Below are 17,989 nucleotides of genomic sequence, written 5' to 3' on the forward strand. Positions count from 1 at the left end.
AAGTTATCGGTTTTTCTTATTTCAGGAGTAGGTTCATGAGCAAGCCACTGATCATCATCACCGGCGCCAGTTCCGGCATCGGCGATGCCACCGCCCGCCGTTTGTCGGCCGCCGGCCACCCATTGTTGCTGCTGGCGCGACGCATCGACCGCCTTAACGATCTGGGCCTGCCAAACACCTTGAACCGTGGCGTCGACATCACCGACCGCGCCGCCTTGGTCGCCGCCGTGCAGGAAGCCGAAGCGCAATTCGGGCCGGCCGATGCATTGATCAACAATGCCGGCGTGATGCTGCTGGGCGCGGTCAGCGAGCAAGACCCGGCGCAGTGGGAGCAGATGCTCGATGTAAACGTGAAAGGCCTGCTCAACGGTATTCATGCAGTCGCCGGCAGCATGGTAGCGCGTAAAGGCGGCACCATTATCAACGTCAGCTCCGTGGCCGGGCGCAAGACCTTCCCGAATCACGTCGCCTATGTAGGCACCAAGTTCGCCGTGCATGGGATTTCGGAAAACCTGCGTGAAGAATTGTCCCCCAGCAACGTACGCGTGATCACCATCGCCCCGGGCGCGGTGGAAACCGAGCTGCTCAGCCACACCACCGACGAAGCGATCAAAACCGGTTACCAGGCCTGGAAACAGGACATGGGCGGCACCGTGCTCAGCGCCGATGACGTGGCCTCGGCAATTGCCTACGCCTACCAGCAGCCGCAACACGTGTGCATTCGCGAGATCGTGCTGGCGGCGACGCGTCAGCAGCCGTAAGTCACTCGCCCATCCCTTCGGTGACCAACGTCACCAGCCGGTCGAGGCTCTGGCCCCAGCCGTCGTGAAAGCCCATGGCCTCATGGGCTTTTTTGTCTTCGGCGGTCCAATGCATGGCGCGGGCGGTATAGAGGGTCTTGTTGCCCTCGACTTCCTGCAGGGTGACTTCGGCGGTCATGAACGGCTTGCCTGACGGAATCCAACCGGGCGTGAACGCATCGGTAAACACCAGGCGCCGCGGCGCGACAATCTCCAGGAACACGCCCTGGGTCGGGTATTCGCTGCCATCCGGCGCACGCATCAGGGTGCGAAACAGCCCACCCACCCACAGGTTCATTTCGCACTCCGGGGTGGTCATGCCGTGGGGCCCCCACCACTGTTGCAGCAAGGCAGGCTCGGTCCAGGCCCGAAACACCCGGCTGCGGGGTGCGTCGATCACACGGCTGATAGACAGTTCGAATTCGGCAGGTTGGGCAGACATGGGGTAAACCTCCTGAGTCTTGGGGTTGTTGTGGTCAGGGATTCAGTGGGCGAACGGTATTCACTATAGTTCGTGGTCGACCGGAGCAACGCCAAAACCGCTAGAATCGCCGCCTCTGTGTAGTCTTTGGGACGCCCCCCCGATGGAAACCCGCCTCGTCCCCTATGAGACGCTGAGCAACGCGCAAAAACAGCAGCTCGACACCCTGCAAGTGCATCCCGAGCAACTGGCGTTTTCCGGCGATATCTACTGCGCGCTGAACAGCCTGCTGGTCAACCCCAACCCTGCCAGCGTCAAGGGCTTCGTCCTGCTCGCAGGCGATCTGCCCGTGGCCTTCCTGTTGCTGAAGCGCCCTCCTTGCCTGCCCCATTGGGCCGATGAACACAGCGCCACGCTGCATGCTTTGCAAGTGGATCGCGCGCAACAAGGCCGAGGATTTGGCAAGGCGTGCCTGCAGGCGCTGCCGGAGGCGGCGTTGCTGGCGTGGCCGCAGATCAAGGGGCTGGAGTTGTCGGTAGATGCGGACAACGTGGCGGCGATGGGGTTGTATCTGACGACTGGCTGGGTGGACAGCGGGGAGGCGTACAGGGGGCGGATTGGGCATGAACGACGGTTAAGGTGGGTGTTAAATCCACAACGCTGATGTCACGTAAACATGACATTCAGAAGTACATGTCTTGTTTACGTGACATTGGCTGCGGCTTCAGCCTCTTTCGCCCACCGGTAGCCAGATTTCCACCGTCCCGGTGCCCTTGCGCACATCAAAATCGGCGCTGTAACGCTCGAAGTCCGCCCCCATCACCTTGTAACCCGAGTGCGGCAACCACTCGAACATGATGCGTTCGTACGTTTGCTCAAACGCCTGCACCGGCCCGTAATGCGGGAACACGGCATAGTTGAGCGGCGGTATTTCGATAAACTCAAAGTTGCCCGGCACGTCGCTTTTACTCGGTACTTCCACCCCGGCCATGTAATCGAATTCGCCGTGACTGGGGTTATGGCACACGCCGTAAGTCACCCCGCCGACGCGCTTCTTGATGTCCTTGATGCAGGTGTCGAACAACTCCCACAGCTTGGGGATATCCCCCACGGTGGCTTTTGAATAACGCCCCTGCACCCCGGCGATCACCAAGGCTTTACCCGCTTCCATGCGTGGCTCCAGCGGTTGTTTTGTCTGCTGATCCATACGAACAGTCTCCTTCTTATGAGGGAACAAACCCGCATCGAGTATAGGGGCATATCCGCGCCGTACTCCATGCAGAAATTTTTCCTACGCATCTGGACAACTGGCCATCACCGACCGTATTGTCTGCCCCGCAGGCCACCGCAGTGGCCGACGTCGCTCGGACGGTTCCGGGCGCTTACGTACTTCGAGGCAACAAATGGCAGACCAAGGTTCGCCGCGCCGCTTTGCGCGCATAGATCGACTCCCCCCTTACGTTTTCAATATCACTGCCGAGCTGAAGATGGCTGCGCGTCGGCGCGGCGAAGACATCATCGACTTGAGCATGGGTAACCCTGACGGCGCCACACCTCCTCACATCGTGGAGAAGATGGTCACCGTCGCCCAGCGTGAAGACACCCACGGCTACTCCACCTCCAAAGGCATTCCGCGTCTGCGCCGGGCGATTTCACGCTGGTACAAAGACCGCTATGAAGTGGACATCGACCCTGAGTCGGAAGCCATCGTGACCATCGGTTCCAAGGAAGGCCTGGCGCACTTGATGCTGGCCACCCTGGACCAGGGCGACACGGTGCTGGTGCCAAACCCGAGCTACCCGATTCACATCTACGGTGCCGTGATTGCCGGCGCCCAGGTGCGTTCGGTGCCGCTGATTCCGGGCGTGGACTTCTTCGCCGAGTTGGAACGGGCGATTCGCGGTTCGATCCCCAAGCCGAAGATGATGATCCTCGGATTCCCGTCCAACCCGACCGCGCAGTGCGTGGAGTTGGACTTCTTTGAGCGTGTTATCGCCCTGGCCAAGCAGTACGACGTGCTGGTGGTGCACGACCTGGCCTACGCCGACATCGTCTACGACGGCTGGAAAGCCCCGTCGATCATGCAGGTACCAGGCGCCAAGGACATTGCGGTGGAGTTCTTTACCCTGTCCAAGAGCTACAACATGGCGGGCTGGCGCATCGGCTTCATGGTGGGCAACCCGGAACTGGTCAACGCCCTGGCACGCATCAAGAGCTACCACGACTACGGCACGTTCACGCCGCTGCAAGTGGCCGCCATTGCGGCATTGGAAGGCGACCAGCAGTGCGTGAAAGACATTGCCGAGCAGTACCGCCAGCGCCGCAATGTGCTGGTCAAGGGCCTGCATGAGCTGGGTTGGATGGTGGAGAATCCGAAGGCGTCGATGTACGTCTGGGCCAAGATTCCCGAGCAGTACGCTGCCATGGGTTCGCTGGAATTTGCCAAGAAGCTGCTGCTGGAGGCGAAGGTGTGCGTGTCGCCGGGCATCGGGTTTGGTGAGTATGGCGATGATCATGTGCGCTTTGCGCTGATCGAGAACCAGGACCGGATTCGGCAGGCGGTGCGGGGGATTCGCGGGATGTTTCGGGCGGATGGGCTGGTCCCGAAAACCGGAGCCTAACTCGATCTAAATGTGGGAGCGGGCTTGCTCGCGAATGCGCAGTGTCAGTCAACAGATTCATTGCTGATCTACCGCATTCGCGAGCAAGCCCGCTCCCACAGTTGTTTTGTGGTGTACCTGTTACACCACCAACGACAACAGCATGATGAAGATCAACGCCACGACGGACAGAATCGTCTCCATCGCCGTCCACGTCTTGAACGTCTCAGCCACGGTCATATTGAAGTACTGCTTCACCAGCCAGAACCCCGCATCGTTGACGTGAGACAAGATCAACGACCCCGCCCCCGTCGCCAACACCAGCAGCTCACGGTTGACGCCCGGAATCATCCCCACCACCGGCACCACAATGCCCGCGCCGGTAATGGTTGCCACCGTCGCCGAACCCGTTGCCACACGAATCACCGCCGCCACCAGCCACGCCAGCAGGATCGGGTTGATCTGCGCGTTCACCGCCATATGGCCGATCACGTCGCCCACACCGCTGGTCACCAGCATCTGCTTGAAGCCACCACCGGCACCGATGATCAGGATGATCGCGGCGGTCGGCGCAAGGCTGGCGTCGAGCAGCTTGAGGATCTGCTTGGAGTGGATACCCTGGCGATGGCCAAAGGTGTACAGCGATAGCAGCAACGCCAGCAACAGGGCGGAGATCGGGTGACCGATCATGTCCATCCAGTTGCGCACGATGTGGCCGTCCGGCAAGCCGATGTCAGCGAAGGTTTTGAGCAGCATCAGGAACACCGGCAGCAGCACGGTGATCAGGGTGATGCTGAAACTCGGCAGGCTTTTGTGTTCCGACTCGCGGGCCAGTTGGTCCACCAGTTCCTGGGACGGGTTGCCCGGGATGTACTTGGCAATGAACGTACCGAAAATCGGGCCGGCGATGATGGCAGTCGGCAACGCGACGATCAGGCCGTAGAGGATGGTCTTGCCGATGTCCGCACCAAACACGCCGATGGCCAGCAGCGGGCCAGGGTGCGGAGGCACCAGGCCGTGCACCGCCGAGAGGCCGGCGAGCAGCGGGATACCGATCTTGATCAGCGACACACCAGTGCGGCGCGCGACAATAAACACCAGCGGGATCAACAGTACAAAACCGATCTCGAAGAACAGCGGGATGCCCACCAGGAACGCGGCGAACATCATGGCCCACTGAACCTTTTCCTTGCCGAAGGCGCGGATCAGGGTCTGGGCGATCTGATCGGCACCGCCGGATTCGGCCATCATCTTGCCGAGCATCGTGCCCAGCGCGAGGATGATGCCGACAAAGCCGAGTACTCCGCCGAAACCGTCCTGGAACGCCTTGATGATCTTGTCCACGGGCATACCCGAGGTCAGGCCGAGGAAGCCGGCCGCGATGATCAGTGCAATGAACGGGTGCACCTTGAACTTGGTGATCAGAACGATCAACCCGATGATAGTGACCACTGCATCTAGCAGCAGGTAAGACTCGTGGGACATGCCAAACATGGGGGGTCTCTCCTGTTTGTTGTTGTTATTAAAGCGGGTGTTGAATTTCCTGCCGCAGATAGCGCTATCTTTTCTGGCAAAAAATTACTTGGAAGGTTCGAAGCCGTGTTGCAGCCACCAGGCATTGGTTTGCTCGGCCAACGCCTCGACGCTGTCCACGCTGGCATTGAGGGCCAGGGTCAGCGGCTCGCCCACGGGCGATTCAAGGGTGGCGAACTGGCTGTCTATGAGGCTTGCCGGCATGAAATGATCAGGCCGATGGGACACGCGGTCGGACGCGACTTCACGGGTCAGCTCCAGAAACACGAAACCCAGGCCCGGCGCAGCTTCGCGCAGGTGGTCGCGGTATTTCTTTTTCAGCGCGGAACAGGTGAGTACCGGGTGTTCCCCGGCCTTGAGCGAGCGGCGCAATTCATCGCAGAGGATGTCGAGCCAGCCGGCACGGTCGTCATCGTTGAGGGGGTGGCCGGCGCTCATCTTTTCGATGTTCGCGGCAGGGTGGAAGCTGTCGCCTTCAATGGCGGTGGCGCCGTTCAGACGGCACAGGGCTTCGCTGACGCTGGTCTTGCCACAGCCAGCAACACCCATGATGACCAGGGCAGTAACAGGTTGACTCATGAAACACCTCAGGACGCAGATAGCGCTACCTTTGCACGCTGTAAGGCTAGTGCAAAAACAGGCTTTTCCCGCGCCGTCTTGTCTTTTTTTATGGAGTGACGCGTGCATCCGCTCCAATGATTTGAACGGGATCAGGCAACCCGACGTTCAAGCATTTGCAGCCTTTTGGAGACAGCGCTACCTTAGTGCCTCGATTTTTGTTTGGCAAGCCGCCTGATGACCTCCAAGAACGATAAAAAATTGCGCACCACGGGTCGTCCGACCCTTAACGAAGTCGCCCGCCTGGCTGGCGTCAGCCCGATTACCGCCTCCCGCGCGTTGCGCGGCATCAGCACCGTGGCCACCGAACTGGTGGAAAAAGTGCAAAAGGCCGCCAGCGAACTGAACTACGTGGTCAACCCCGCCGCCCGCGCCCTCGCCTCGGCGCAGAGCCATTCGGTGGTAGTGATCGTACCGTCGCTGTCCAACCTGCTGTTTATCGAAACCCTCGAAGCCATCCACCAGGTGCTGCGGCCCAAGGGTTTTGAAGTGCTGATCGGCAACTCCCACTACTCCCGTGACGAAGAAGAAAACCTGCTGCGCAACTACATGGCCTACCAGCCACGGGGTTTGCTGTTGACCGGCTTCGACCGCACCGAAAGCGCCCGACGAATGGTCGAGGCTAGCAATGTGCCCTGCGTCTACATGATGGACCTGGACCCCAACGCCGGCGTGAACTGCGTGGGTTTCTCGCAGTTGGCCGCGGGTGAAACGGCGGCGGCGCATCTGCTGTCCCGTGGGCGCAAGCGCCTGGCTTATATAGGTGCGCAGTTGGACCAACGCACCTTGCTGCGCGGCGAAGGCTTCCGCCGCGCACTGCAACAGGCGGGCCTGTATGACCCGGCGCTGGAAGTGCTGACGCCACGCCCGTCCTCCGTGGGCCTGGGCGGTGAGTTGTTCTTGCAGTTGCTGGCGACTCATCCGGATGTGGACGCGATCTTCTTTGGTAACGATGACTTGGCTCAGGGCGCGCTGTTGGAAGCGATGCGCCACGGCATCAACGTACCCGAGCGGGTGGCGGTGCTGGGCTTCAACGACTTGCCGGCCTCATCCTTCATGGTGCCGCGCCTGAGCAGCATCAGCACCCCACGAGAAGCGATTGGTCGGCGCTCGGCCGAGCATTTGTTGACGATCATGGCGGGGAACAAAGTGGCCAAGCCGGTGGTGGATATGGGGTTTGAGTTGCAGGTGCGGGAGAGCACCTGAAAGCGCCCTCGAAAACCGGGTTTAACACGATCCCTGTAGTGAGCGGGCTTGTCCCGCGCTGGGTGGCGAAGCCGCCCCAATAAGACTGCCTCGGTGTTTCAGGAAGACCGAATTGCTTGGGTTTAGGGCGGCTTCGCCACCCAGCGCGGGACAAGCCCGCTCACTACAAAAATGTGACCAGCCCTGCTAGATTGGCCGCTCTCCACCGCAAGGAAAGCACCATGGGACACTCATTGAAAATCCTCGGCCGCACGTCCTCCATCAACGTGCGCAAAGTGCTGTGGACTTGCCAGGAACTGGGCATCGACTACCAGCGCGAAGACTGGGGCATCGGCTACACCCCCACCCAATCCCCCGAGTTCCTGGCGCTGAACCCCAACGCCCAGGTGCCGGTGCTGATCGACGACCACGGCGTGCTGTGGGAGTCCAACACCATCTGCCGCTATCTGGTCGGCCTCTACCAACGCGATGACTTGCTGCCCGTCGAGCCCGCGCCACGCGCCCGCGTGGAGCAATGGATGGACTGGCAGGCCACCGAACTCAACCCATCCTGGGGCTATGCGTTCCACGCGCTGGTGCGCCAGAACCCGGACTACCAAGACCCGCAGCGCATCCAGGCCGGCGTGCAAGCCTGGAACGACAAGATGGGCCTGCTTGAACAACAACTCATCAAGACCGGCGCCTTTGTGGCCGGCAGTGAATTCACCCTGGCTGATATCCTCGTCGGCCTGTCGGTGCACCGCTGGCGCAACGCACCGCTGGACCACCCGCCCTACCCCGCTGTCGAGGCGTACTACCAACGCCTCAGCCAGCGCCCCGGCTTCCAAGCCTTTGCCCTCGATGGCCATAACTAAAACAAGGACGACACCGTGAAAGGACTCAACGTACTGCTAACCGGCGCTTGCGGCCGAATCGGCAAGACGTTTTTCGAAGCCTCGAAAGACCGCTACCGCTTCACCCTCACCGACCGCATTGCGCCGGATTTTGCCCTCGGCGAACACCGTTTCGTGCATGCCGACCTCAGCGACAAAACCAGCCTGGCCGCCCTGCTCGATGGCATCGACGTGATCGTGCACCTGTCGGGCATCCCCCACGCCAGCGCGTCGTTCGATGAGTTGCTGCCCAACAACATCCTCGCCACCACCTATTTGTTCGAGGCCGCTGTGGCCGCCGGGGTGAAACGCCTGGTGTTCGCCAGCAGCGCGCAAACCATCGAAGGCTACCCGGTGGACCGCCAGATCACCCCCGGCATGCAAGTAATGCCGGCCAACCTGTATGGCGTGAGTAAATGCTACGGCGAGGCGCTGTGCGGTTTCTATGCGTCGAAAACCCCACTGTCGACGATTGCCCTGCGTATTGGCGCCTTCGAATTCCCCGAGACCCACGACCTCAACAACGCGCGCGACCTCAGCGCCTGGCTCAGCCCTCGCGATGCGGTGCACCTGCTGCAGCGCTCGGTAGAGGCCGAGGGCGTGAAGCACCTGATCGCCCATGGCATTTCCAATAACCGTTTCAAGCGCCTGGACCTGAGCGAAACCACGCGAGTACTGGGCTATCAGCCCCAGGATGACGCGTTCCAGGAGTTTGAGATTCCCATCACCTACTGAATCCCAGCGCTATAAAAGCGTTGAAAGCGAAGCCCCGGCGCAATAAATCGGTGAATGGGCCGCCAAACAAGCACAACTTCACAATCACCGATTTCCGTTAGCCAGCTAAGATTCCAGGTCACTGCCCCTGGAATCTCCCTATGTCCACACTGACCGCCTCAGCCACGGACGGCATCGACCCGATCCGTGCCGCCCATATCAGCGCACGCATTGACCGCTTGCCCGCCGTCGCCACCGTCTGGCGCCTGGTGGCGTTGCTCTCGATCGGCGGCTTTTTCGAGCTGTATGACCTGTTCCAGACCGCCTATATCAGCCCCGGCCTGATCAGCGACGGGATTTTTCACACCGGCAGTGAAGGGGTGTTCGGCTTCTCGGACCAGGCGGCCTTTGCTTCGGCAACCTTCCTGGGCCTGTTCCTCGGCGCCAGCCTGCTCAGCCCTATCGCCGACCGCTTCGGACGGCGGGCGATCTTCACCTTTGCGTTGATCTGGTACACCGTCGCCACGGTGTTGATGGGTATTCAGACCTCTGCCGTGGGCATCATCTGCATGCGTTTCCTGGTGGGCATTGGCCTGGGGATCGAGCTGGTCACCATCGACGCCTACCTCTCGGAACTGGTGCCCAAGCGCATGCGCAGCTCGGCGTTTGCCTTTGCGTTTTTTATCCAGTTTCTGTCGGTGCCGGCGGTGGCGTTGATGTCGTGGTGGCTGGTGCCCCAGGCACCGTTCGGCGTGTCCGGCTGGCGTTGGGTGGTGTTGTCGAGTGCGGTGTTTGCGCTGTTTATCTGGCAACTGCGCAAACGCCTGCCGGAGTCACCGCGCTGGCTCGCGCAAAAAGGTCGATTCGAGGAAGCCGGTGCAATCATGGACACCCTGGAGGCGCGCTGCCAGAAGGACCATGGCAAGCCGCTGGATGAGCCGGAACCGGAGGCCGTCAGCGTGCAAGGCAGCGGCCGCTTTGCCGATATCTGGCAACCGCCGTACCGCCGTCGCGCGTTGATGTTGATCGTGTTCCATGTGTTCCAGGCCATCGGCTTCTTCGGCTTCGGCAATTGGCTGCCGGCGCTGCTGTCGGGCCAGGGCGTCAGCGTGACCCACAGCCTGCTCTACGCCTTCATCATCACCCTTGCCTACCCACTGGGGCCGCTGCTGTTCGTGAAGGTGGCCAACCGCTTTGAAAACAAATGGCAAATCGTCGGCTCGGCGCTGGGCGCGATGATCTTCGGCAGCCTGTTTGCCCTGCAAACCACAGCAGTGGGCCTGCTGATCTGCGGAGTGATGATCACCTTCTGCAATGCCTGGCTGAGCTTCAGTTACCACTCGTATCAAAGCGAGTTGTTCCCCACCAACATCCGCGCGCGGGCGGTGGGGTTCTGCTATTCGTTCAGCCGCTTGTCCACGGTGTTCAGCAGCCTGTTGATCGGTTTTATCCTGGAACACCTGGGCACACCGGGCGTGCTGGCGTTTATTGCCAGCAGCATGTTGATCGTGATGATCACCATCAGTTGGTTCGGGCCGCGTACGCGCAACCTGGCGTTGGAAAATATCGCCCATTGACGGCAACGGTTGGCCGCCGGTAGGACAACCCTTGCCGCAACGGCCAGTCCCGCCCCAATAAAACCGGGCACTTCACCTGCGGCACGCTATTTGCTCCACCGGTGGCACACGAATATTTCCACAGGTGACCGATCATGCTGGTTAACAACAACACCCAAGCCGTGTCGACGATCCAACAGCTCAAGCGCGCCGACATGGACCCGGCCAACGCCGCCGCCAGCGCGCTCTACAGCGGTGCCGTGCAAGCAGCGCAGCAAAGCGTGACCGTGCCGGCTGCGCAGAAGGAGCTGGACAAGGCCAACGATCGTATCGATGAAGCCTTCGCCAAGACCCGTGTGCAGCTGCAAGCCACCACCGCAGCCACCACGGCAACGACGGATGTGCCGGCAGCCGGTTCCAGCACCAGCACCGCCCGTGCTGACTTCACCGACTACATGAGCAAATCCCCGGCCGAGCGCATCCGTGAGCAATTGCTCAAGGAACAGGGCTTGACCGAGGCGGATGTGCAGAACATGTCCCAGGAAAAACAGGACGCGATTGCCAAGCAAGTGGCGGACCGTGTGAAACAGCAGCAAGAGCAGCAGGTAGCGGCGAAAGCCACTGACCCGGCGCAAACCGTGAAAGAAACCCTGGCCGCAATCTAAGCTTGGCTTGTAGTGAGCGGGCTTGTCCCGCGCTGGGGGGGCGAAGCCGCCCAGCGCGGGACAAGCCCGCTCACTACATTATTGCAACTGCAAGGTGGAGTTGAACTGGCTGATCGCATCCACCACATGCCGTGACCCCTCCTGAATCTCCAGGATCACCTGCCCCGCCTCATTCGCCAGCTCCACCCCAAGCCCTGTGCGGCTCAAGCTCGACTGCATGCTCGACACCGCGCTCAGCGACAGGTCGTGGTTCTTGCGCACCACATCCACAATCTCCACCGTCGCCTGGCTGGTTCGTGCCGCGAGGCTGCGCACCTCATCGGCCACCACCGCAAACCCACGCCCATGCTCACCGGCCCGTGCCGCTTCAATGGCCGCATTGAGCGCGAGCATATTGGTCTGCTCGGCAATGCTGCGGATGGTCTGCACGATGGCGCCGATAATGTCGGACTGCTTGCTCACCGCATCGATGCTTTGCGCCGCCTGGTTCAGGTCGTGGGAAATTTCTTCGATGATTTGTACGGTTTGCTGCACCACCTCCGAGCCCTTGCGGGCGCAGGCGTCGTTTTGTACTGAGGTGGCGTGGGCCGAATCGGCGGCGGTGCGCAGGGTGGTGACTTGATCCGTGATGTCGCTGGCGAACTTCACTACTTTGTACAAGCGCCCATTGGTGTCGAAGATCGGGTTATAGGACGCCTCCAGGAACAGTGTCTTGCCGTATTTGTTTTTGCGCTCGAAGCGGTGCGAGTGGTATTCGCCACGGTTGAGCGACGCCCAAAACGCCTTGTAGGCCGGTGATTCCACTTCGCTACGATGGCAGAACATGCTGTGGTGCTGGCCGATGATTTCCTCGCGCGAGTACTGCACGGTGCGCAAAAAGTTGTCGTTGGCGTTGAGGATCTGGCCCTGTGGGGTGAACTCGATCACCGCCATGGAACGGCCGATGGCGTCGATCAGGCTCTGGTTTTCGTGTTCATGGTGAACCCGCGCGGAAATGTCCGACGCCACCTTGATCACGCTTTGCACCTGTTTGTCGCTGTCCAGCACCGGCATGTAGCTGGCTTCCAGCCACACTTCCTGGCCGCGTTTGTTCAAACGCATGAACGTGCCACTGATGGCCTCGCCCCGCGCCAAATCACGCCAGAGCTTGGCGTAGGCCTCGGTGTGGGTATAGGCCTCCTCGCAGAAGAGACGATGATGCTTGCCGCGAATCTCCTCGGCGCTGTAGCCCATGGTTTTGCAAAAGTTGTCGTTGGCGTCGAGGATCACGCCATTGCGGTCAAACTCGATCATCGCCATGGAACGGCTGATGGCGGCGAGCTTGGCGTTGGCTTCGGTAAGGGCGCAGGCGAAACGTTCGATTTCAAGCAGGTCGGATTTGTGATGGCGGTTGAACATGGTCAGATCACCCTTGATTCCCGGCGCCTGGAAGGCGCATTCCATTCTTCAGTTGGATAGTGCTGGCAAACCTTCATGGGGAAAAAACCATCCGAATCGCTTTTATATGGCAAGCGTCATCACGGTTCTGGGTGAGCATAGACAGGGCTTGGCGCTATGCAAGGCCACTAGTCAGCCAGCATTTTTAACAATGCGCAGGTGGCGGCCGATGGCGGGCGGGCTGGAGAACTGACCAAGGCGAATTCGCGGTGCAGCGGCACCGTCAACGGCATCACGCGCAAGCCGTTGCGTTGCGCTGGCAAGGCCATTTCCGGCACCAGCGTCACACCGACACCTTCTCGCACCAGGCTGAAGGCGCTGCTCCATTCGCGCACTTCCACGCGGATATCGCGTAATGTCAGCCCCGCTGCGGCGCCCAGGCTGCGGGCGTTGGCGGTGCAACCACCGGTGGCGAGCACGAAGGGTTGGTCGAGCAGCTCTTCCAAAGACACCGTGGCATCCGCCGGGCGTAGCGCCAGGGCGTGATGGGTCGGCAGCACTGCCATCCAGAAATCGCGGCCCAGCACGGTGGCGTTGCGCTCGGGCTTGGGGTTGAGCACCACGCCGAGGTCGATCAGGTCGGCGTCGAGCAGCGTGTGCACTTCGTTATCGGTGACATCCAGGGTGGTGACTTCGATGCCAGGATAAAGCTGCCCAAAACGCTGCAACAGCGGCGTCAGAAAGGTCGCCAGCACCATGGGGAAACTGGCGATGCGGATCGTCCCACGCAGTGTGGGCTTGGCGGCATCCACAGTGCTGCGAATGGCCTGCAATGCGCCCAACATCACCCGCGCCTGCTCGATCACACTCAACCCCAAGGCCGTGGGCAAGGTCTTGCGCGGCTCACGGGTAAACAGTTGCGCACCCAAGGTTGCCTCCATACCGGCCATCGCTTGGCTGGCGGCGGACTGGGTCATGCCCACGCGCTCGGCGGCGGCGGTGATGCTGCCGTGATCGGCCACGGCGACCAGCAAGCGCCAGTGCATCAGGTTCATCATGGCAGTAGCAGTCCTTATGGCAGGGGTCTGAAGGTTTAATTTTACGCACGGTGCCATGCCCGCGAGACTGGCGCAAACCCTAAGGAGCTGCCCTCGATGAAACTGTATTACTTCCCCAACGCTTGCTCACTCGCGCCCCATATCGTGCTGCGCGAATTGGCGTTGCCGTTCGACTTGGTGTTGGTGGATAACAAAGCCAAGACCACCGCCAACGGTGAGAATTTCCTGCACATCAACCCCAAGGGATACGTGGCGGCACTGCAATTGGACAACGGCCAGGTGCTGACCGAAGCCAGCGCGATCCTGCAGTACCTCGCCGACCTGAAACCCGCAGCCGAACTGGCCCCGGCCAACGGCAGTTGGGAGCGCGTGCGGTTGCAGGAATGGCTGAACTTCATTGCCACCGAGATTCATGGCGGCTTGGCAGTGTTTTTCAACGACGCGATTCAGGGCGAGGTGCGGGCGACGTTCCAGGCCACGTTGTTCAAGCGATTTGCGGTGCTGGTGCAGACGCTTGAGCGCCAGGACTATTTGCTGGGCTCGCAGTATTCGGTGGCAGATGCGTATTTGTTCGTGGTGCTGCGTTGGGCGGCTTTCCACGATATTGACCTGCGCGAATGGCCGGCGTTGGATAATTTTCAACAACGGGTCAATCAGCGTCCGGCAGTCGTTGCTGCCCTGGCCGCCGAAGCTGCATGACCTGAAATACGCTCCAAAATGTGGGAGCGGGCTTGCTCGCGAAGGCGACGTGTCATCCGACACACCTGTGACTGATACACCGCTTTCGCGAGCAAGCCCGCTCCCACACAAGCCCGCCCCCACAGTTGATCTTCGGTGGTTTAAAGGGCGGCGTTGACCTTCGCCGCCACCTGCGCCGGTACCCACTGCTGCCACACCTGCGGCTGCTCCTTGAGGAACGCCAACGCCACTTGGCGTGGCTGCGTGCGCTTCTCGCTCATGTCAGCCAGGAGGCCGTTAAGCAGATCAATCGGCAGGTCGACCTTTTCAAACACGCTCACCAGTTGCGGGTATTGCGCCTTGAACGGCGCCGATACGCCAATCGCCAACTTCGCGGGCATCGAGCGGGTGCCGATGGGATTGGGGTTTTTCGCGTCGGAGAGGGTCTTCCAGGCTTCGGCGTTGAACGGCGGTTCTTCCAGCTTGACCAGTTTGAAGCGCCCCAGCAGCGGCGTGGGCGACCAGTAGTAGAACAGCACCGGTTTGCCACGACGGATCGACGACGCCACTTCGGCATCCAGCGCCGCACCGGAGCCGGTGCGGAAGTTGACGAAGCTGTCGGTCAAGCCATAGGCCTTGATCTTCTGGCTGTTGACGATCTCCGACGTCCAACCGGTGGGGCTGTTGAGGAAGCGGCCACGGGTTGGGTCTTCGGGGTCGCGGAACACGTCCTTGTAGCGCGGCAGGTCGGCCACTGACTTGAGGTCCGGCGCCAGCGGCTTGATACCGCGCGCGGCGTCGCCCTTGATCACAAACTCAGGTACCCACCAGCCTTCGGTCGCGCCTTTAACGGTGTCGCCCAGGCCGAAAACCTTGCCTTCGCTCTCAGCCTTGACCCACGCAGGACTGCGCCCTGCCCACTCTTCGCCGATCACTTGGATATCGTTCTTGGCCAGGGCGGCCTCCAGGCTCACGGTGCTGCCGGGCAAGGTGTCGGTGGGCAGGCCGTAGCCTTTCTCGACGATCAGGCGCAGCACTTCGGTGATGAAGCTGCCGCTTTCCCAGGTGATGTCGCCGAAGTGGATGGGTTCAGCGGCGTGTGTCGGCTGAGCCAATACAGCGAGTGCCAGCAGCGAACCACCCAGCAGGTTTTTAAGCTTTTTCATGCAGAACCTCGTGTTGAATCAATATCCGAAACCATGCGGCTCCAGTGTTGGAGCGGGTTGCTCTTAGAAGTCATAGCTGAGTCGCGTGTAGTAGAACGCCCCTTCCGGCGCGGTCGGCGACAGGTAGCTGTACTGCTGGCCCGGGGTCTGGCGCAGGCGGGTGTTGAAGTCGTCGGGCTTGCTGTCGAACAGGTTGTTCACGCCCACCGAGACACGCAGTTGATGGGTGAACGCGTAGTTCACGTCGAGGTCGGTGGTCCATTGCGCACTGAAGGTCTGGTCGTATTGGGCGTTGGCGGCGTCGGAGGCATATTTACGGTATTTGCCGTAGCGGGTTTCGTTGAGGGCGATGGTCCATTGGTTGAGTTTGTGCACCGCGCCAAACACCAACTTGTCCTCGGGATAGCCATGCTCGATAAAACCACGGGCTTCGCGGGTCAGCACTTCGAAGCCGTTGGGGTTTTCGTGGATTTTCTCGATGGTGGTACGCGCCTTGGTGTAGCCCGCCGACAGGTTCAGGTTGCCGAACTGTGCGAGGTCCAGGTTGTACTTGCCGACGATATCGACGCCACGGGTGCGGGTGTCGGCGGCATTGGTCATGAACTGCGCCCAGGAATACTGGCCGTAGCCGGCATTAGTCAGGATCTGCTCGGCCAAGGGCCCGGAAATACCGCCGCTGAACACCAGCCGGTCGCGAATCGAGATCTGGTAGGCGTCAATGGTCAGCGACGCGTTTTCGGCAGGGCGCAATACCAGGCCGAGGGAGTAGTTGGTGGACTTCTCTGGCTTGAGCGGTTGCGCGCCGAGGGCACGTGCCGCCGGATTGTCAGCCGGCAACATGCGAGTCAGCACCGGGTTGCCGTTTACATCGAGGTTGGTGGTGGTGGTCCACGACGTACCGATCTGCCCCAGGCTCGGTGCGTGGTAGGCGTTGTTGATGGTGCCGCGCAGCGCCACTTGCGGCGTGAAGTCATAACGCGCCGAGAGCTTGCCGGTGGTGGCCGAACCGAAGTCCGAGTAATGCTCGGTGCGCCCGGCAATGCCGACTTGCAGCTTATCGGTAACCTGGTTTTCCAAACCGAAATACACGCCGCCGACATCACGTTTGAACGTGCCCGCATCGTCCGGAGTCAGGCCGGACGCCTGCACTGCACCCACTTGCACGTTGTCGATGCCGCCGTAGGAGTAAGAGTCGTAGTCACCGGCTTCCAAGCGGTACTGCTCGTGACGATAGGCCACACCGGCCGAGACAGTCAGCGGGTGGCTGGACCAGTTCACGTCGAGGTCCTTGGCGTAGTCGAGGGTGATGTTGGTCTGGTCGTTGACCAGCGTGGCGACGTTGAATTTGGTCGGGCTGTTGGCGCCGTAGCTGGGGTTGACGGTGTTGAAGGCCAGCTCATCGTGCTCGTCCCGACCGTACGTGGCGCTCAGGTCGAAGCGGCCGATGCTGTCGTCTTCATAGCGCGTGCCCACCGTGATGGCGCCGTCTTCATAGCGATAGCGGTACTTGGGAATGGTGCCGTTGGGGTAGATCGACGTGACGTTGTTCGGGCTGCTGGCCAGCAGCGGCGGCGTGTTGTTGACCGAGGTGTCCTGGCCGAACGTGGCGAAACTGTAGACGCGCCACTGATCGTTCAGGCCGATTTCGGCGTTGGCCGCCAAGTTGTATTTGTCGCGCCCGGCACCGCCCCAGCGCGGGTCTTGCACACGGCCATCGGCCACGTATTTGTCGCCGATATCGTCCGGCTTGTTGTTCAAGGTGTTGAAGCTCAGGGTCAGGAAACCATCGCCCGGCAGGCCTATGCCGTACCAGCCATCGGTGGTTTTGCTGAAGCCATCGCCCTGGGCGTATTTGCCCAACTGGGTGTTGATGCCACCACCACTGTCGCGCTCCTTGAGCACGATGTTGACCACCCCGGCCACCGCGTCGGAGCCGTACTGCGCAGAGGCACCGTCACGCAGCACTTCGACGTGGTCGATGGCGCTGATGGGGATCATGTCCAGGTCGACCGGCTGGGCGCCAATGAACGGCACGCCACCGGAAATGTTCACCACCGCCGAGGTGTGCCGACGCTTGCCGTTGATCAGCACCAGCGTCTGGTCGGGCGACAGGCCACGCAGCGACGCGCCTTTGGGATCCTGTCCACGGGTGGCGCTGTTGTTCTGCGGAAAGTTGAACGACGGCAGCAATTGGAACAGCGCCTGGTTGAGGCTGGTGGCGCCGGTCTGCTTGAGTTCTTCGGCGTTGATCACGTCCACCGGCGCGGCGCTGGTGAGGGCCGTTGCGTCACTGCGCCGGGTGCCGATGGCGACCACGCGGTCCAGGGTCGGCACCTGGGCGGCGCTGGTTTGCGCCTTGACGTTGCTGGTCGAGCTTTTGGGCCCGCCTTCCTTGATGATAAACGCGCCATCCGGGCTGACCTGCACTTGCAGGCCGGTGCCCTTGAGTGCGGCATCCACTGCCTGTTGCGCTGACAGCGAACCGTCCACGCTGGCCGAGGAATAGTTACCTAGTTGCGGGGTGAAGGAGATCACCTGGCCGCTTTGACGGCTGATGTTCAGCAACACTTCATCCAGCGGACCCGGCGCGATGTGATAGACCTGACGCGCATCGCTGGCACTGGCGGCAAACGACAACAACAGGCTGGCCAACGGCACCAGGGCAAAGGTTCGACGCGACACACGGTTGAACTGACTCACTGTGGCTCCCCCCAAGGAAACTCGG

Annotated in this window: 17 protein-coding genes and 1 pseudogene; 9 read left to right on the plus strand and 9 right to left on the minus strand. The window is 61.1% G+C overall.

Annotation, left to right across the window (positions count from 1 at the left end; genetic code table 11):
- Positions 1 to 35 precede the first annotated feature (35 nt).
- Positions 36 to 761: an SDR family oxidoreductase gene (locus tag HF257_RS20125; RefSeq protein ID WP_185707898.1), complete on the plus strand. Its 726-nt coding sequence runs from the start codon at positions 36 to 38 to the stop codon at positions 759 to 761.
- A 1-nt stretch (position 762) separates the two neighbouring features.
- Here HF257_RS20125 and HF257_RS20130 read toward each other — a convergent pair whose 3' ends face one another.
- Positions 763 to 1,242: an SRPBCC family protein gene (locus HF257_RS20130; RefSeq protein ID WP_185707900.1), complete on the minus strand. Its 480-nt coding sequence runs from the start codon at positions 1,240 to 1,242 to the stop codon at positions 763 to 765.
- 142 nt (positions 1,243 to 1,384) lie between these two features.
- Between HF257_RS20130 and HF257_RS20135 the strand changes: the two genes are divergently transcribed.
- Positions 1,385 to 1,885 (plus strand): GNAT family N-acetyltransferase, encoded by a 501-nt coding sequence (locus HF257_RS20135; protein ID WP_185707902.1) that lies wholly within the window; start codon positions 1,385 to 1,387, stop codon positions 1,883 to 1,885.
- Positions 1,886 to 1,945: 60 nt separating this feature from the next.
- Here the strand turns inward: HF257_RS20135 and HF257_RS20140 are convergent, their stop codons facing one another.
- Positions 1,946 to 2,428, minus strand: coding sequence for a GyrI-like domain-containing protein (locus HF257_RS20140; RefSeq protein WP_185707904.1), 483 nt, complete (start codon positions 2,426 to 2,428; stop codon positions 1,946 to 1,948).
- Between the two features lie 196 nt (positions 2,429 to 2,624).
- Here HF257_RS20140 and alaC point away from each other — a divergent pair, with 196 nt between their 5' ends.
- Complete coding sequence (gene alaC / locus HF257_RS20145; protein WP_185707906.1) at positions 2,625 to 3,842, plus strand: alanine transaminase; 1,218 nt, start codon at positions 2,625 to 2,627, stop codon at positions 3,840 to 3,842.
- 120 nt (positions 3,843 to 3,962) lie between these two features.
- Here alaC and HF257_RS20150 read toward each other — a convergent pair whose 3' ends face one another.
- Together HF257_RS20150 and HF257_RS20155 are read right to left on the minus strand one after the other, a co-directional pair.
- Complete coding sequence (locus HF257_RS20150) at positions 3,963 to 5,315, minus strand: GntP family permease (protein ID WP_185707908.1); 1,353 nt, start codon at positions 5,313 to 5,315, stop codon at positions 3,963 to 3,965.
- Positions 5,316 to 5,399: 84 nt separating this feature from the next.
- Complete coding sequence (locus tag HF257_RS20155; RefSeq protein WP_185707910.1) at positions 5,400 to 5,933, minus strand: gluconokinase; 534 nt, start codon at positions 5,931 to 5,933, stop codon at positions 5,400 to 5,402.
- A 213-nt stretch (positions 5,934 to 6,146) separates the two neighbouring features.
- Between HF257_RS20155 and gntR the strand changes: the two genes are divergently transcribed.
- The 5 genes from gntR (at position 6,147) to HF257_RS20180 (ending at position 10,985) form a co-directional block, all read left to right on the plus strand.
- Positions 6,147 to 7,178 (plus strand): HTH-type transcriptional regulator GntR, encoded by a 1,032-nt coding sequence (gntR, locus tag HF257_RS20160; RefSeq protein WP_185708206.1) that lies wholly within the window; start codon positions 6,147 to 6,149, stop codon positions 7,176 to 7,178.
- 221 nt (positions 7,179 to 7,399) lie between these two features.
- Entirely contained in the window at positions 7,400 to 8,032 is a 633-nt protein-coding gene (locus HF257_RS20165; protein ID WP_185707912.1) for a glutathione S-transferase family protein, read from the plus strand.
- A 15-nt stretch (positions 8,033 to 8,047) separates the two neighbouring features.
- The gene (locus HF257_RS20170; RefSeq protein ID WP_185707914.1) at positions 8,048 to 8,785 is read left to right on the plus strand and encodes an NAD-dependent epimerase/dehydratase family protein; all 738 of its coding nucleotides are present in this window, start codon (positions 8,048 to 8,050) and stop codon (positions 8,783 to 8,785) included.
- Between the two features lie 140 nt (positions 8,786 to 8,925).
- On the plus strand, positions 8,926 to 10,341 hold the full coding sequence (locus tag HF257_RS20175) for an MFS transporter (RefSeq protein WP_185707916.1): 1,416 nt from the start codon (positions 8,926 to 8,928) through the stop codon (positions 10,339 to 10,341).
- A 134-nt stretch (positions 10,342 to 10,475) separates the two neighbouring features.
- Positions 10,476 to 10,985: a hypothetical protein gene (locus HF257_RS20180; RefSeq protein WP_185707918.1), complete on the plus strand. Its 510-nt coding sequence runs from the start codon at positions 10,476 to 10,478 to the stop codon at positions 10,983 to 10,985.
- 78 nt (positions 10,986 to 11,063) lie between these two features.
- On the opposite strand, the gene HF257_RS33620 is transcribed toward HF257_RS20180, so the two are convergent.
- The 3 genes and pseudogenes from HF257_RS33620 to HF257_RS20190 all read right to left on the minus strand — a co-directional run bounded on the left by HF257_RS33620 (position 11,064) and on the right by HF257_RS20190 (position 13,420).
- Positions 11,064 to 11,633, minus strand: coding sequence for a methyl-accepting chemotaxis protein (locus tag HF257_RS33620; protein WP_408635724.1), 570 nt, complete (start codon positions 11,631 to 11,633; stop codon positions 11,064 to 11,066).
- Positions 11,607 to 12,428: pseudogene (locus HF257_RS33625) on the minus strand (PAS domain-containing protein); the annotation flags it as partial. The pseudogene HF257_RS33625 and the gene HF257_RS33620, both read right to left, overlap by 27 nt.
- A gap of 122 nt (positions 12,429 to 12,550) precedes the next feature.
- Positions 12,551 to 13,420: a LysR family transcriptional regulator gene (locus tag HF257_RS20190; protein WP_185707922.1), complete on the minus strand. Its 870-nt coding sequence runs from the start codon at positions 13,418 to 13,420 to the stop codon at positions 12,551 to 12,553.
- A 96-nt stretch (positions 13,421 to 13,516) separates the two neighbouring features.
- Here HF257_RS20190 and gstA point away from each other — a divergent pair, with 96 nt between their 5' ends.
- Complete coding sequence (gene gstA, locus HF257_RS20195; RefSeq protein WP_185707924.1) at positions 13,517 to 14,119, plus strand: glutathione transferase GstA; 603 nt, start codon at positions 13,517 to 13,519, stop codon at positions 14,117 to 14,119.
- 140 nt (positions 14,120 to 14,259) lie between these two features.
- Here the strand turns inward: gstA and HF257_RS20200 are convergent, their stop codons facing one another.
- Together HF257_RS20200 and HF257_RS20205 are read right to left on the minus strand one after the other, a co-directional pair.
- Entirely contained in the window at positions 14,260 to 15,264 is a 1,005-nt protein-coding gene (locus tag HF257_RS20200) for an ABC transporter substrate-binding protein (protein ID WP_185707926.1), read from the minus strand.
- Between the two features lie 63 nt (positions 15,265 to 15,327).
- Complete coding sequence (locus HF257_RS20205) at positions 15,328 to 17,964, minus strand: TonB-dependent receptor domain-containing protein (protein ID WP_185707928.1); 2,637 nt, start codon at positions 17,962 to 17,964, stop codon at positions 15,328 to 15,330.
- Between the last annotated feature and the right edge of the window lie 25 nt (positions 17,965 to 17,989).

The sequence above is a fragment of the Pseudomonas cremoris genome (genome assembly GCF_014230465.1).